Origin of the sequence: Leucobacter chromiisoli, from assembly GCF_016522505.1 — a bacterium.
GTDB lineage: Bacteria > Actinomycetota > Actinomycetes > Actinomycetales > Microbacteriaceae > Leucobacter > Leucobacter chromiisoli.
On record NZ_JAEHOH010000001.1, the window covers coordinates 187,031 to 201,115 of the forward strand.

Consider the following 14,085-nt stretch of genomic DNA (forward strand, 5'->3'; position numbering starts at 1 on the left):
ACTGTGTTGACAATGACTGCTCCTCAATTTAGACTGACTAGTCAGTACAGCAGTTCGGGCGAAAGAATCGAGGAGCACCGTGGGTACGCAGGTCGCAGAACCGGGAAGGGGCGGCATCGAGATCGAGGGCGCCTATCTCGAGGGCTCCCGCGGGACCGTGTTCGGTCCGATCACCCTGCTGAGCGAGCGGCCCGTCACGCTCGTCACCGGGGCTCGCGGCAGCGGCCGCACCTCTCTGCTGCTCTGCCTCGCCGGGCGCATGCGCCTCGGCTCGGGGCGGCTCGCCGTTCTCGGCGAGACCGCGCCGGCGGCGATCCGTCGACGGGTCGGGATCGCGGGCTTCGCCGGCATCGACGACCTCGAGCCGGCCGTCTCCGTCGGTGCGACGCTGCGCGAGCGGGTCGCCTGGGCGCTGCCCTGGTACCGGCGGGCTCCCCGGGTGACGCCCGATCTCGCCGACGAACTGCTGGCACCGGCCTTCGGCGGTCTGCCGAGGCCCGCACCCGGCGACCTGGTGCGAGAGCTCCGTCCGTCCGACGAGCTGCTGCTGCGGATCGCCCTCGCCCTCGTCGAGGATCCGCGCATGCTCGTGATCGACGATCTCGACCAGCTGTCGAACGACGAGGACCGGGCCGTCGTCGCGGAGCGCCTGCAGGCGCTCGCGGAGCAGGGGATCCGGATCGCGGTCTCGACCAGCAACCCCGGCGACGCGGGCCTCTTCTCCCGCGGCGCTCCCGAGGTGCTCGCCCTGTCGGCACCGGCTGAAGCGCCGGCTGCCGGCGCCTGCCGGCCCCCGGCAGGGGCCGGAGCGCCGATCCCGATCGCATAGCCGAAGCGAACGCGAACGCGAGCCGCCCGGCCACCACTCGAACCGAACGCAGGAACACGGATCACCATGTCTTTTCTCTCCACAGGAACCGAACTCGCGCGCTTCCGCAGGGGCGTGCTGCCCAAGGTCGCGCTCGCGGTGCTGCTGGTCATCCCGCTCATCTACGGCGCCCTCTACCTCTGGGCCTTCTGGGCGCCCACCGACCACATGGACAAGCTGCCCGTCGGCATCGTCAACCTCGACGAGGCCGCGGAGGGCCCCGACGGCGAGCGGCTCACCGCGGGCGACGATGTCGTCGAGCAGCTGCTCGACGGGCGGGATCTCGACTGGAGGCAGCTCGACGCGGATCAGGCGGCCGCAGACGTCGCCGACGGGGAGGTCTACTTCTCGGTGACGATCCCGCAGGACTTCTCGGAGACCCTCGCCGGCCTGCAGGACGACCCGAGGGCCGGCCGGATCGACGTCGTCTACAACGACGCCAACTCCTTCCTCGCCTCCACGCTCGGCAAGCAGGCGATGGTGCAGCTGCGCGACGCCGTCGCCGAGACGACCACGCAGACGGCGGCCGACAAGATCCTCGTCGGTGTCGAGAAGCTCAGCGACGGCACGCGCGACGCCGCCGACGCGGCGACCACCCTCGACGACGGTGCCGCGAAGCTCCAGGGCGCCAGCGCTCGGTTGAGCGCCGGGCTCGGCGAGCTCGCGGAGGGCACCTCCCAGCTCGTCTCCCGGGCGCCCGAGCTCGTGGACGGCACCTCGCAGCTCGCCACCGGCCTGGGCTCCGCTCGCGACGGCGGCGATCGTCTCGCCGCGGGCAGCGCCGAACTCGCCGAGCGGTCGGGCGCCGCGGTCTCGGGCTCGGCCCGGCTCGCCGACGGGCTCGGCCAGCTGAGCGCGGGTGCGCAGGATCTGGCGGACGGAGCCTCGGCCGCCGCAACCGGCGGCGGTCAGCTCGCCGCCGGCGCCGAGCGGGCGGCCGCCGGATCGTCGCAGCTCGCCGACGGCCTCGAAGCGCTGAACGCCGGCTCCGCGCGGGTGGCGCAGGGCACGGGGGCCATCGCGCAGCTCGCGGCGGCGAACCCCGGCATGACGCTCGCCGAGTTGGACGCCGCACTGCAGCAGCAGGGCGCCTCGCTCGCGCAGCTCGCCGCGGGCTCCTCGGAGCTCAGCACCGGCCTCGGTACCGCCGCCCAGTCGTCCCGGGAGCTCGCGCAGGGCGTCTCCGAAGTGAGCTCGGGAGCCGCCGGGCTGCGGGACGGCACCGTCGAGGTGCGCGACGGGGCCGCGACCCTGGCGTCGAAGACCGCCGAGGCCGCGGCGAAGTCGCAGGAGCTCGCGGGCGGCGTCTCCCGGCTCTCCGGCGGGGCGCAGCAGCTCGCGAGCGGCAGCGCCGAGCTCGCGCAGGGTGTGAGCGCCGCATCCGCCGGGGCGGACCGCCTGGCGGCGGGCGCGGGCGACCTCGCCTCCGGGGCGACGCGCCTGGACGACGGCGCGCAGCGGGCTGACGACGGATCCGCTCAGCTCGCGCAGGGCGCCGCCGAGCTGCACGACGGATCGAGCGAGTTCGCGACGAAGCTCGCCGAAGGGGCGGACGAGGCGCCCTCCTTCGAGCGCGGGCAGACGGCGAAGATCGCGGAGACCATGGCGGCGCCCGTGCAGCTCGACGAGACCACGGAGAACCCGGTGCAGGGCTTCGGCGGCGGCTTCGCCCCGTTCTTCATCGCCCTCGCCACCTTCGTCGGGGCGCTCATCACGTGGCTGATCCTCCACGCGCTGCCGAAGCGGCCGCTGGCGACGAATGCGAGCGGCCTGCGCACCGTGCTCACGGGATTCTGGCCGGCCGCGATCATCGGCGTGGGGCAGACCGTCATCATGATGCTCGTGCTGGTCTACGGGATCGGGCTGCAGCCCGAGCACTGGGTGGGCATGACGCTGTTCATGCTGCTGACGACCTTCGCGTTCCTCGCGCTGCAGCAGATGTTCATCGTGCTGCTCGGCACGGCGGCGGGCCGGGTGGTGAGCCTCGTGCTGCTGATGCTGCAGCTCTCCTCGTCCGGAGGCACGTACCCGGTCGAGACGACGCCGAGGTTCTTCCAGATCCTGCACCCGTTCATGCCGGCCTCATACGTGGTCGACGGCCTGCGGCAGCTGGTGGGCGGCGGCATCGACGCCCGGTTCTGGACGGCGCTCGCGGTGATGGGCGGGATCCTGGTCGTGTCGCTCGCGGTCAGCGCGGCCGGGGCCCGGCGGCAGAAGGTGTGGACCCTGTCGCGACTGCACCCCGAGCTCGCGATCTAGGCGATGATGGATCCATGGCACGCGCGAACACCAGGCAGCTGATCACCGACGCGGCGGTGCGGGTCGCCGCCCGGCACGGGATCAGCGGGGCCTCCATGGATCAGATCGCGGAGGCGGCCGGGGTGGCCAAGGGCAGCCTCTACTACAACTTCGCGTCGAAGGACGCGATCTTCGAGGAGGTGATCCGCGGCGGCTTCGAGCGGCTCGCGGCCGCGATCGACGAGGCGCGGAGGGGCGCCGCGCCCGATGAGGCGCTGCGCTCCGTCGCCGCGGCGACGCTCGAGACGCTGCGCGGCAACCTCGACCTCGCGAAGCTCATGGCCTCCGAGGTGTTCCGCACCGACCGGGCGTGGGCCGACGCCATGGAGCTCGCCCGTTCGTCGGTCGTGGTGCGCTTCCGCGATGCGCTGCGAGACGCGGCCGGCGGCGCCGGCGCGAGCGGGCGCTCCGGCGAGGAGATCACCGAGATCGCCGGCGCGGCCTTCTTCGGGGCCCTCGCGGGCGCGTGCCTCGACTGGTTGCTCTTCCGCCCGGACCAGCCGATCGAGCGGGTGCTGGATCAGGTGCTCCACGCGTTCTGACGCCCCGGCGCGTCAGTGCTCGCCGTGGGCGTGCCCCGGCGCGTGCTCCTGCGTGCCTCCGCTCCCGGGGTCGTGCTCCTGCGCGCCTCCCCGCCCCGGCTCGGACGGCCCGTCGGCCGGCTCGACCACCGTGAACTGCCCCATCATGCCCTCGTCCTCGTGCAGCAGCATGTGGCAGTGGTACATGTAGGGCGTGTCCGGATCGGCGTAGTCCTCGAACCGCATGAGCAGGCGGTACCGGCGCTGCGGCTCCAGATAGACGGTGTCCTTCGGCCCCGCGAGCTCGGGAGGCGGGGGCGAGCCGTCCACGCTCAGCACGCGGAACTGCACGTCGTGGACGTGGAAGCTGTGCGGGATCGCCTGCGTGCTGCGCACCTCCCAGATCTCGGTGTCGCCGACCCGCACGACCTCGTCGATCCTGCCCATGTCCATGCGCTCGCCGTTGATCTCCCGTCCGTTCAGCTCGAACTCGCGGGTGGTGACGGCGTCCTCCTCGTGCAGCGCATCGGCCTCCGCATCGGCGGCGGTGGGCCACGCGGGCTCCGGCGACGGCGCGAGGGAGTCTGCCGCGCGGAGCTCGAGCACGTCGAAGGCGTCGCCGCCGCCGTTCGCCCCCGGCAGCAGCACCCCGCCCAGATCGACCTCCTCCGACCGCAGCCTGGCGGTCTCGCCGGGCGCCATCCGCAGCAGCACCTCCGCGCGCTCTCCCGGCGCGAGCCGCAGCGACTCGAGCGGGAGCGGCGCGTCGAGGAACCCGCCGTCTCCCGCGATCATCGTGAGCTCATGGCCCGGCACCGCGAACCGGTAGGTGCGGGCGGTGGAGCCGTTCAGCAGCCGCAGCCGGATCCGCTCGGTCGTCACCTCGTGGACGGCGCCGACGGTCCCGTTCGCCATGACGGTGTCGCCGAGCTCGCCGGGCTCCGCCCCGTCCTGATCGAGGACGAACTGGCCCTCCTCGTCGAAGGATCGATCCTGCACGATGAGGGGGACGTCGTCCACCCCGTACTCGCTCGGCAGCGCGGCGGCGGCCGACGCGTCGTCGTCCAGGATGAACAGGCCCGCGAGGCCCCGGTGCACGTGCGCCTCCGTCTCGCCGTGCGGGTGCGGGTGGTACCAGAGGGTCGCGGCGGGCTGGTCGATCGACCACTCGGGGCGCCAGGAGCCGCCGGGCTCGACCTCCTGATGCGGCCCGCCGTCCATTGCGGCGGGCAGGTGCATGCCGTGCCAGTGCACGCTCGTGCGCTCGTCGAGCCGGTTCTCGACCTCGACGGCGACGCGCTCGCCGCGCTGGGCCCGCAGCGTCGGACCCAGGAACTCGCCGTCGAAGCCCCAGGTGCGGGTCGCGGCGCCGGGCTCGGTGGCGGGGGCGAAGGACCGCTCGCCCTCCTGCGCCGTGAGCGAGAACACGCGCACGCCGTCCTCGATCCGCGAGGGAGCGAGCGGCGGGATCGCGAGGGGCTGCGAGAACTCCTGCTCGACGACGGGCACCGCGGGCGATCCGGCGCCCGGGATCGCACCGCACCCGAGCAGGCCGAGCGCGAGGGCGGGGACGAGGAGCGCCGCGCCGGTGCGCGACGCCGCCCCTGCGCGGGCCGTCGCGCCGGTGGTCGCTCGGCCCGCAGCGCCGTGAGCCGCAGCACGGTGGATCTTCACCGGCGCCCGCGCCCCGCGAGGCCCGCCTGGATCGCCCAGGCGAGGAGGCCCGCCAGGGCGCCCCACCCGGCCTGCAGGCCGAGCGACACCGGCACCGCCCAGATCGGGGCCGGCCCGCCGCCGAACGCGAGCGCCAGAGCGTGGGAGAGGATGCCGGAGCCGAGGCCGACCAGCGTGAGCGTGAGCACGGGGCGCGGGAAGCGGCCGAAACCCACGATGCCGACCCAGCAGACGGTCGTGACGGAGAGGATCACGGCCGCGCGGCCGAATCCGGCCGGCATGCCGGTGAGCTCGGCGAGCGGCCACAGCAGTGCGAGCGCCGACAGGCCGGCGATGAGGGGCCAGCTGAGGCGCCCGCCCGCTCGGAGCGGGGCCGATGGGGCCGGTGGGGTGGGCGGGGCCTCGGAGGTCTCGGCGGTCGGACGCGGTCGGGGATCGTGCTCGTTCGAATGCATGGTTCCAGCGTGCTCGCGCGGCGGGACGGGCGCATCGGCCGCGGGGCGTCTCCGATGTCGCCCGGGGGCGACAATCGCGTGTCGTCCCCGGGCGACACCTGGCCGGCACGGCCCGAATCGCGGTCCGCCCTCCGGATCCCGCGTCTAGGCTGGCACCATGACGGACGGCAGCACGACGGGCGGCGCTCTGACGGGCGACAGCACGACGGCCGGCAGCACGACGAGCGGCGAGTCCGCCCGTGGCCCGCAGCGGCGGTCCCGGCTCGTCGAGGCCGTGCTCGCCTGCGCCGTCGTGCTCGCGCTCTGCGTCGTGGTGCTGGCCGATCCCGCGCAGCCGACCTCGCCGGGGGCCTTCCTCGCCGTGGTCGGCTTCGGCGCGCTCGCCCTGCTGGGCGCGGCGGTCCCTCGGGTGTCCCTCGCGCTCACGATCCTCGGCATCTTCGCCTACTACGCGGCCGGCTTCCCGCCGCTCGGGATGGTGCTGCCGGCGGTCGGCGCGCTGTATCTCGCGGCGTGCCGCGGGCGAATCGCGTGGGCGGTGGGCGGGGCCGTGATCCTGCTCGGCGTGGCCACCTACTTCCGGCTGGCCGATGCCGACCCCGCGGCCCGCTTCACCGGGTACGAGTACGTGACCGAGCTCGCGCTCGCGGCGGCGGCCATCGCCTTCGGGACGGCCGTGCGCTTCGCGCGCGAGGCGCGCGGGCAGGCCGAGCTCATCGCCGGGCTCGTCGGCGCCGAGCAGGCCCACCTGGCGGAGCGCCGGGTGCAGGAGGAGCGGCTGAGGATCGCGCGCGACCTCCACGACACCGTCGGTCATCAGCTCGCCGTCGCGGCCCTGCACGCCTCGGTCGCCGAGGAGGCGCTGGGCGCCGCGCCGGAGCTGGCGCCCGTCCGCGCCGCCCTCGAGCGCGTCCGCGCCGCCAACGCGGAGACGCTCCGCGAGCTGCGGGGTGCGGTCCGGCTGCTGAGATCCGACGGCCGCGATCCGCTCGGCATCGCCGCTCTCGCGCGGACCGCGGAGGATGCCGGGCTGCGGGTGAGCCTCGATGAGAGCCGGCTGCGATCCCTCCCGCCCCTCCCTCCGCTGGTGGCGGAGGCGGCCGGGCGGATCCTCACGGAGGCCGTCACCAACGTGCTGCGGCACGCCTCGGCGTCGACGGTGAGGATCGACGCCCGCGTCGAGCCGAGGGGCGATGCGGGCGTCGGAGAGGGCACCGCGATCGATGCCGAGCGCGGCACTCTGCTGCTGCTCGTCGCGGACGATGGCGTGGGCGCGGAACCCGGAGCCCTCGAGGGCGGTCACGGCCTCGCCGGCATGCGCGAGCGCGCCGCGCTCGTCGGCGGGAGCGCGCGCTTCGCGCCGGAGCCCGGCCGGGGCAGCGCGGTGCGCGCGGAGCTGCCGCTCGGAACCGCGGAGCCGCCACGCGCAGACGCGGCGGATCGGGTGCGCGACGGCGCGGAGCGGGATCCCGGCCCCGGCCCTGCCGCGCTCCCGCGGGACACCGGGAGCGAGCCGTGATCAGGATCCTGCTGGCCGACGACCAGGAACTGGTGCGCGCCGGCCTGCGCGCCCTCGCCGAGCGCGACGGCGACATCTCGGTGGTGGGGGAGGCCGAGGACGGGCGGGCCGCCGTCGAGCTCTCCCGGATGCTGCGACCCGACGTCGTGCTGATGGATCTGCGCATGCCCGTCATGGGCGGCGTCGAGGCGACGCGTCGCATCGCCGGTGCGGGTTCCGGGCAGGGCGAGGCGTCGGGATCCTGCGAGGCCGCGGCGCCGCGGGTGCTCGTGCTGACCACCTTCGACGATGACGACGACGTGTTCGCCGCGCTCCGCTCGGGCGCCGCCGGGTACCTGCTCAAGGACGTCTCGCCCGCGGACCTGCGACGCGCGATCCGCACCGTCGCGGCGGGGGAGGCGCTGCTGGATCCGGCGGTCACCGCGAGGGTGATGCGGGCGGCGGCGGGCCGCGGCGGAAGCTCCGAGCCGCTGCCCGCCGAGCTGACGGAGCGCGAGGCGGAGGTGCTCGCGCTCGTCGGGCGGGGCCTGTCGAACGAGGAGATCGCGCGGGAGCTGTATCTCAGCCCGGCGACCGCGCGCACGTACGTCAGCCGCCTGCTCGCGAAGCTCGGCGCCCGGGATCGCGCGGCGCTCATCGTCCTCGCGTATGAGACGGGGGCGGTGCGCCCGGGCGAGGGGTGAGGATCTCCTCCGCGCGGCGGAGCCGTCGCCGGGCGATCTCATCCGCAGGGCGGATCTGCGGCGGACGGGCGCGTCGATAGCGTGGACGGGACGGACGCGAGGGCGTCCGGACGACACCGACGACCGGGCAAGGGGAGAAGCGCATGATCGAGCAGCTGCAGGAGTTCGCCGGAGGGTTCCCCGAGTGGGCGCAGGGGCTGGCGGTGGCCCTGGTGGCGATGATCCCGTTCGTGGAGTCCTACTTCGGCGCGGCCATCGGCGTGGCGATCGGCCTGCACCCGGTCGTCGCGGTCGGCGCGGCCGTGGTCGGCAACGTCGCCTCGATGCTGATCTTCGTGTTGGGCACGCACGCGACGCGGCAGCGGGTGCGGCAGGTGCGCGGTACGTCCGACGCGGCGGAGACGCCGAAGCGGCAGCGCCTGCGCCGCATGTTCGACCGGTTCGGGGTGCCCGGCGTCTCGCTGCTGGGGCAGACGTTCCTCCCCAGCCAGATCACGTCGGCGGCGATGGTCGGCTTCGGCGCCTCGAAGAACGCCGTGATCCTCTGGCAGATCGTGTCGATCGCGCTGTGGGGCACCCTCTTCGGGGTGCTCGCCCTCCTCGGGGTCGGCCTGCTGCTGCGATAGCCGGGTCGGGGGCGTGCGGCCCCCGCCCCGGGCAGGCGGGGCGCCCCGCCTGCTACTCCGAGAGCAGCGCCTGGATGCGGCGGATCCCCTCGACCAGCGCCTCGTCGCCGAGCGCGTAGCTGAACCGCAGGTAGCCGCTCGGGCCGAACGCCTCGCCGGGCACCGCCGCGACCTCCGCCTCTGAGAGGATGAGGTCGGCGAGCTCCAGCGAGGTGGTCGGGGTGACGCCCCGGTAGGCCTTGCCGAGCGCGCCCGTGACGTCGACGTAGGCGTAGAACGCGCCCTCGGGGGTCGGGCAGTTGAAGCCCGGCACCAGGTTCAGCTCCTCGACGATCAGCCTGCGTCTGCGGTCGAAGGCCCGGCGCATGTCCTCGATCGGCTGCTGCGGGCCGGTGAGCGCCGCGATCGCCGCGCGCTGGGCGATGTTGTTGATGTTCGACGTGAGGTGGGACTGCAGGTTCGCGGCGCCCTTGATCACGTCGGCCGGGCCGACCATCCAGCCCAGGCGCCAGCCGGTCATCGCGTAGGTCTTCGCGACGCCGTTCACGAGGATCGCGCGATCCTGCAGCGCGGGCACCGCCTCGACGATCGACAGCGCCTTCACGCCGTCGTACACGAGGTTCTGGTAGATCTCGTCTGCGACGACCCACAGGCCGTTGGCCTCGGCCCACTCGCCGATCGCCCTCGTCTCCTCGGGGGAGTAGACGGCGCCGGTCGGGTTCGAGGGCGAGACGAACAGCAGCACCTTGGTGCGCGGGGTGCGGGCGGCCTCGAGCTGGTCGACGGTCACCTTGTAGCCCTGATCCGCCCCGGCGAAGACCTCGACGGCCTTGCCGTCGGCCAGCTGGATCGCCTCGGGGTAGGTGGTCCAGTACGGCGCGGGCAGCAGCACCTCGTCGCCCGGATCGAGCAGCACCTGGAACGCCTGGTACACGGCCTGCTTGCCGCCGTTGGTGACGATCACCTGCGACGCGGGCACCTCCCAGCCGGAGTCGCGAGCGGTCTTCGCGGCGACCGCCTCGCGCAGCTCGGGAAGCCCGGCGGCGGCGGTGTAGCGGAAGTTCCTCGGGTCGTCGAGCGCGGCCCGCGCCGCGTCCACGATGTGCTCGGGGGTCGGGAAGTCGGGCTCGCCGGCGGCGTAGCTGATGACGGGGCGGCCCTCGGCCTGGAGGGCTTTCGCCTTCGCATCGACCTTGAGGGTCGCGGATTCGGCGATGGACGCGATCTTCTTCGAAAGACGGGGGAGCTCAGTCACGCCTCCAGCGTAGGGCACGAGGCCGGGAACTCCGAGACGGAGGCGGGATCGTCGACGGGCGTCGGATGAGGGCCGGTTCGACAAGCCGTCCTCGATCCCGTAGACTTCGGGAGGTAGTTGACTTCCGCCAGAATTTCCTATGCCTGAAGGCGATCTCGAGGATCGTGTGCAGCGGGAGAGGCTGGTCGGGGCAGCCCATAGGGCGGTGGCGCAATTGGTAGCGCAGCGGTCTCCAAAACCGCAGGTTGCAGGTTCGAGTCCTGTCCGCCCTGCCACACCCCGCGGGTGTTCCGCACCCGGGGGAGATTGAAAGGACGAAGCCCGTGAGCAGCAACGAGATCGACGAGACCGGCGGCGGTCTGGTCGAGCGCGCCAAGGCTGATCGCGCCGCGAAGAAGTCCTGGTTCGGGCGGGTGGTCCTGTTCATCCAGCAGGTCATCGCCGAGCTGAAGAAGGTCGTCACGCCGACCCGCAAGGAACTCGTCAACTTCACGCTGGTGGTGCTGGCCTTCGTCGTCATCATGATGGCTCTGGTGTGGGTGCTCGACCAGGCCTTCGGCTGGGTCACGGTGTTCCTCTTCGGCACACCCGGCTAACGAGCCGGCCGCCCGACCCCTCAGTTCCTGCAAGGAGAGTAAGAGTCAGATGACCAGCGAGAACAGCAACACCCCCGAGGCCGACCTCGACGCGGCGCTCGACGCGCTGGCGCAGTCGGGCGATCCGGTGGCGGACGCCGCCGTGGAGGACGCCCTCGACATCGACAGCAGCGAGGAGGCCGAGGCCGCCGCGAGTGCGATCGTCGACGAGGAGACCGAGGAGGAGGCCGCCTCCGAGGATCCCTACGCGGCCTTCAAGCGCGAGCTGCGTGCGAAGCCCGGCAAGTGGTACGTCGTGCACAGCTACGCCGGCTACGAGCGCAAGGTGAAGTCGAACCTCTGGAACCGTCGCGAGACGATGGGCGCGGTCGACGACATCTACGAGATCCAGGTCCCCATGGAAGACGTCATGGAGGTCAAGAACGGCCAGCGCAAGATGGTCACCCGCGTGCGCATTCCCGGCTACGTGCTGGTCCGCATGAACCTCAACGAGAACTCCTGGTCCGTCGTGCGCCACACCCCGGGCGTCACCGGCTTCGTCGGCAACGCGCACAACCCGGTGCCGCTGCGCTTCAAGGAGGCCTTCGAGATGCTGAAGAGCACCGTCGAGCTCGAGCCGGTCGCCACCGCGAAGTCGAAGGCCGCGGCGACGGCCGCCGCGCAGGGCCAGATCGAGATCGATTTCGAGATCGGCGAGACCATCACGATCAAGTCGGGCTCCTTCGAGGGCCTGCCGGGCACGATCAGCGAGATCAACGCGGCCAGCGGCAAGCTGACCGTGCTGGTCTCCCTCTTCGAGCGCGAGACCCCGGTCGAGCTCAGCTTCGACCAGGTCACCAAGATGGTCTGAGGTTCGCCCCTCTCGCGAGACTTCTCGAAGCGCCCCGGCCGCCCACGCGGCGACGGGGCGCTTCGCGTTGCGCCGCCCGCGGCTTCCGGGCTCCGGACGCCGTGAGGTGCGGAACCGTCTCGGATCGAGTACACTTGCATGGTTTGCGTCTTCCGGCGCGCCCCTCGCGGGTGCGGCCGCGACGGCGCGGACGGGCACCGCGCTCCGGAACGGCCGGAGAAGCGGGAGAACAAGCGCGTCAGCGCGAGTTCGAGAAAGGAAACAATCATGGCAAAGGCCAAGAAGGTTACCGGTCTGATCAAGCTTCAGATCGCAGCCGGCGCCGCCAACCCCGCACCCCCCGTGGGTCCTGCGCTGGGTCAGCACGGCGTCAACATCATGGAGTTCTGCAAGGCCTACAACGCGGCCACGGAATCCCAGCGCGGCAACGTCGTTCCGGTGGAGATCACCGTCTACGAGGACCGTTCGTTCACCTTCGTCCTGAAGACCCCGCCGGCCGCCGAGCTGCTCAAGAAGGCCGCCGGCGTGCAGAAGGGCTCGGGCACCCCGCACACCGTCAAGGTCGCCAAGGTGACCGCCGAGCAGGTCCGCGCGATCGCCGAGCAGAAGCAGGCCGATCTCAACGCGAACGACCTGGATCAGGCGGCGAAGATCATCGCGGGCACCGCTCGCTCCATGGGCATCACGGTCGAGTAAGGGGTACGGATATGGCACAGAAGTCAAAGGCGTACCGCGCCGCTGCCGCGAAGATCGAGGCAGGCAAGTTCTACACTCCCGCTGAGGCCGTCGCCCTGGCGAAGGAGACCGGTTCGGCCAAGACCGACTCGACCGTCGAGGTCGCCGTCAAGCTCGGCGTGGACCCCCGCAAGGCGGACCAGATGGTGCGCGGCACCGTCAGCCTGCCCCACGGCACCGGCAAGACCGCCCGCGTCATCGTGTTCGCGAACGGCCCCGCGGCCGAGGCGGCGCTCGCCGCGGGCGCCGACGAGGTCGGCGGCGACGAGCTCATCGAGAAGGTGGCCGCCGGCTACACCGACTTCGACTCGGCGGTCGCGACCCCCGACCTCATGGGCAAGGTCGGCCGTCTGGGCAAGGTGCTCGGCCCCCGCGGTCTGATGCCGAACCCGAAGACCGGCACCGTCACGCCGGATCCGGCGAAGGCCGTGACCGACATCAAGGGCGGCAAGATCGAGTTCCGCGTCGACAAGCACGCCAACGTGCACTTCATCGTCGGCAAGGCCTCGTTCTCGGCCGAGCAGCTGAGCGAGAACATCGCCTCGGTGCTCGAGGAGATCGGGCGTCTGAAGCCCTCCTCCTCGAAGGGCAAGTACGTGCTGAAGGGCGCCGTCTCGACGACCTTCGGCCCGGGCATCCCGCTCGACGTCGCAGGCCTCTGATCGAGTAGATCACCGGGCGAAGGCCCCCGCGCTCCGGCGCGGGGGCCTTCGTCGTGCGCGCGGCGGGTTCGCCGGTGCTGAAAACGAGCTGAGATGAATCTAGGATTGATCTCGTGCCCACACTCTGCGCCTCCAGCACACCGGTCGGACGGGATCCCGGATCCCGGCGCCCCGGGTGCCGCGCGACGCCGGAGCGGGGGCTCGGAGATGGGTGAGCGAGCGGCGGAGCAGCCGCCGCTGATCTCGGGATTCGGGTACGTCCGGCCTCTCGGCTCGGGCGGTTTCGCCCGCGTCTACCTGTACGAGCAGGACATGCCGCGGCGAGTGGTCGCGGTGAAGGTGCTCGAGGAGGATCTGTCGACCCCGACCGACCGGTCGGTGTTCGAGGCGGAGGCCGACACGATGGCGCGCCTGTCGAGCCACCCCTCCATCGTCTCGATCTTCCAGGCGAGCGTCTCCTCGGACGGCCGGCCCTACCTCGCCATGGAGTACTGCCCCGATTCGATGCGGGCCCGCACGAAGGGACGCCCGGCGCCCGTGGCCGAGGTGCTCGACGCCGGGGTGCGACTGGCCGGCGCCCTCGAGACGGCCCACCAGGCCGGCGTGCTGCACCGCGACATCAAGCCGTCCAACGTGCTGATCTCGACGACGGGCAGACCGGCCCTCGCCGATTTCGGGATCGCGTCGCTGCGCGGCCGCGTGCACGGCGAGGGCGCCTCCCAGGCCATGTCGATCCCGTGGGCGGCGCCGGAGATCATCACGGGCGAGGCCAGCGGCACGATCGCGAGCGAGGTGTGGTCGCTCGGCGCGACGCTGTACACCTTCGCCGCCGGCCGCTCCCCGTTCGAGAGCGGCGATCGCGTGCAGAACACGCAGGCGAAGATGAGCGCCCGCATCGAGAAGGCGCGGTACGCGCCCCTGTCGGCGTCGCCCGGCTACGAGGCGCTCGACGCCGTGCTCGCCCGCGCCATGAGCCGGTCGCCGCGGGATCGATTCCCGTCGATGCGGGAGTTCGGCCTGGCGCTGCAGCAGTTGCAGCGCCACTACGGGCTGGACGTGACCCCGCTCGACGTCGTCTCGGCCGGCTGGGTGACCCCGGCCGCGCACGACGACCGGGTGCGGGGGCCGGTCGTCTCCTCGGTGCAGCGGAGCAGCCGGGCGCAGAAGCGGGCCGATCATCTCGCGCGGGATCGCGGCACCGACCGCGACGGCCTCGTGATCGACGCCCCGGGCCCGAGCCCGCTGCGGGCCGGGCTCATCGGCGCGGGCATCGCGGTCGCGGCCATCGGCGCGATCGCGCTCGCGGTGCTGGTCCTGGGCGGTGGGCTGTGAGGAGGAGCGCC

General features: G+C 72.7%; 14 protein-coding genes and 1 tRNA gene. 12 read left to right on the forward strand and 3 right to left on the reverse strand.

All coding sequences use genetic code 11. From position 1 onward, the window contains the following. The first annotated feature begins 79 nt into the window (after window positions 1-79). The 3 genes from JD276_RS00840 to JD276_RS00850 all read left to right on the forward strand — a co-directional run bounded on the left by JD276_RS00840 (window position 80) and on the right by JD276_RS00850 (window position 3,708). Window positions 80-829 (forward strand): ATP-binding cassette domain-containing protein, encoded by a 750-nt coding sequence (locus JD276_RS00840; RefSeq protein WP_200112806.1) that lies wholly within the window; start codon window positions 80-82, stop codon window positions 827-829. Between the two features lie 66 nt (window positions 830-895). Further along, window positions 896-3,127: a YhgE/Pip domain-containing protein gene (locus JD276_RS00845; RefSeq protein WP_200112808.1), complete on the forward strand. Its 2,232-nt coding sequence runs from the start codon at window positions 896-898 to the stop codon at window positions 3,125-3,127. Between the two features lie 14 nt (window positions 3,128-3,141). Further along, window positions 3,142-3,708 carry a TetR/AcrR family transcriptional regulator gene (locus tag JD276_RS00850; protein WP_200112810.1) on the forward strand — a complete coding sequence of 189 codons (567 nt, stop codon included), beginning with the start codon at window positions 3,142-3,144 and terminating at the stop codon, window positions 3,706-3,708. 12 nt (window positions 3,709-3,720) lie between these two features. Here the strand turns inward: JD276_RS00850 and JD276_RS15730 are convergent, their stop codons facing one another. Then, window positions 3,721-5,361 (reverse strand): multicopper oxidase family protein, encoded by a 1,641-nt coding sequence (locus tag JD276_RS15730; RefSeq protein ID WP_307866375.1) that lies wholly within the window; start codon window positions 5,359-5,361, stop codon window positions 3,721-3,723. After that, complete coding sequence (locus tag JD276_RS15735; RefSeq protein WP_233615157.1) at window positions 5,358-5,816, reverse strand: hypothetical protein; 459 nt, start codon at window positions 5,814-5,816, stop codon at window positions 5,358-5,360. Before JD276_RS15735 ends, JD276_RS15730 begins: the two co-directional genes overlap by 4 nt. Before the next feature lie 157 nt (window positions 5,817-5,973). On the opposite strand from JD276_RS15735, the gene JD276_RS15740 reads away from it, so the two are divergent. From JD276_RS15740 to JD276_RS00870, 3 genes are all read left to right on the forward strand, one after another. Beyond that, window positions 5,974-7,335, forward strand: a complete 1,362-nt coding sequence (locus JD276_RS15740) for a sensor histidine kinase (protein WP_233615158.1) — start codon at window positions 5,974-5,976, stop codon at window positions 7,333-7,335. Continuing rightward, entirely contained in the window at window positions 7,332-8,018 is a 687-nt protein-coding gene (locus JD276_RS00865; RefSeq protein WP_200112815.1) for a response regulator transcription factor, read from the forward strand. The genes JD276_RS15740 and JD276_RS00865 overlap by 4 nt, the downstream gene beginning before the upstream one ends. 143 nt (window positions 8,019-8,161) lie before the next feature. After that, a complete protein-coding gene (locus JD276_RS00870) occupies window positions 8,162-8,644 on the forward strand; it encodes a hypothetical protein (RefSeq protein ID WP_200112818.1) in 483 nt (160 codons plus the stop codon). Between the two features lie 52 nt (window positions 8,645-8,696). On the opposite strand, the gene JD276_RS00875 is transcribed toward JD276_RS00870, so the two are convergent. After that, a complete protein-coding gene (locus JD276_RS00875; RefSeq protein ID WP_200112820.1) occupies window positions 8,697-9,899 on the reverse strand; it encodes a pyridoxal phosphate-dependent aminotransferase in 1,203 nt (400 codons plus the stop codon). Window positions 9,900-10,098: 199 nt separating this feature from the next. On the opposite strand from JD276_RS00875, the gene JD276_RS00880 reads away from it, so the two are divergent. From JD276_RS00880 to JD276_RS00905, 6 genes are all read left to right on the forward strand, one after another. After that, window positions 10,099-10,174 (forward strand) — tRNA-Trp (locus JD276_RS00880). A 48-nt stretch (window positions 10,175-10,222) separates the two neighbouring features. Next, window positions 10,223-10,495: a preprotein translocase subunit SecE gene (secE, locus tag JD276_RS00885; RefSeq protein WP_200112822.1), complete on the forward strand. Its 273-nt coding sequence runs from the start codon at window positions 10,223-10,225 to the stop codon at window positions 10,493-10,495. 49 nt (window positions 10,496-10,544) lie between these two features. Continuing rightward, window positions 10,545-11,345, forward strand: coding sequence for a transcription termination/antitermination protein NusG (nusG, locus tag JD276_RS00890; RefSeq protein WP_200112824.1), 801 nt, complete (start codon window positions 10,545-10,547; stop codon window positions 11,343-11,345). 267 nt (window positions 11,346-11,612) lie between these two features. Beyond that, on the forward strand, window positions 11,613-12,041 hold the full coding sequence (gene rplK, locus JD276_RS00895) for a 50S ribosomal protein L11 (protein ID WP_200112826.1): 429 nt from the start codon (window positions 11,613-11,615) through the stop codon (window positions 12,039-12,041). 11 nt (window positions 12,042-12,052) lie between these two features. Further along, window positions 12,053-12,742, forward strand: a complete 690-nt coding sequence (rplA, locus tag JD276_RS00900; RefSeq protein ID WP_200112828.1) for a 50S ribosomal protein L1 — start codon at window positions 12,053-12,055, stop codon at window positions 12,740-12,742. Between the two features lie 207 nt (window positions 12,743-12,949). Then, complete coding sequence (locus JD276_RS00905) at window positions 12,950-14,074, forward strand: serine/threonine-protein kinase (RefSeq protein WP_200112830.1); 1,125 nt, start codon at window positions 12,950-12,952, stop codon at window positions 14,072-14,074. Window positions 14,075-14,085: the final 11 nt, after the last annotated feature.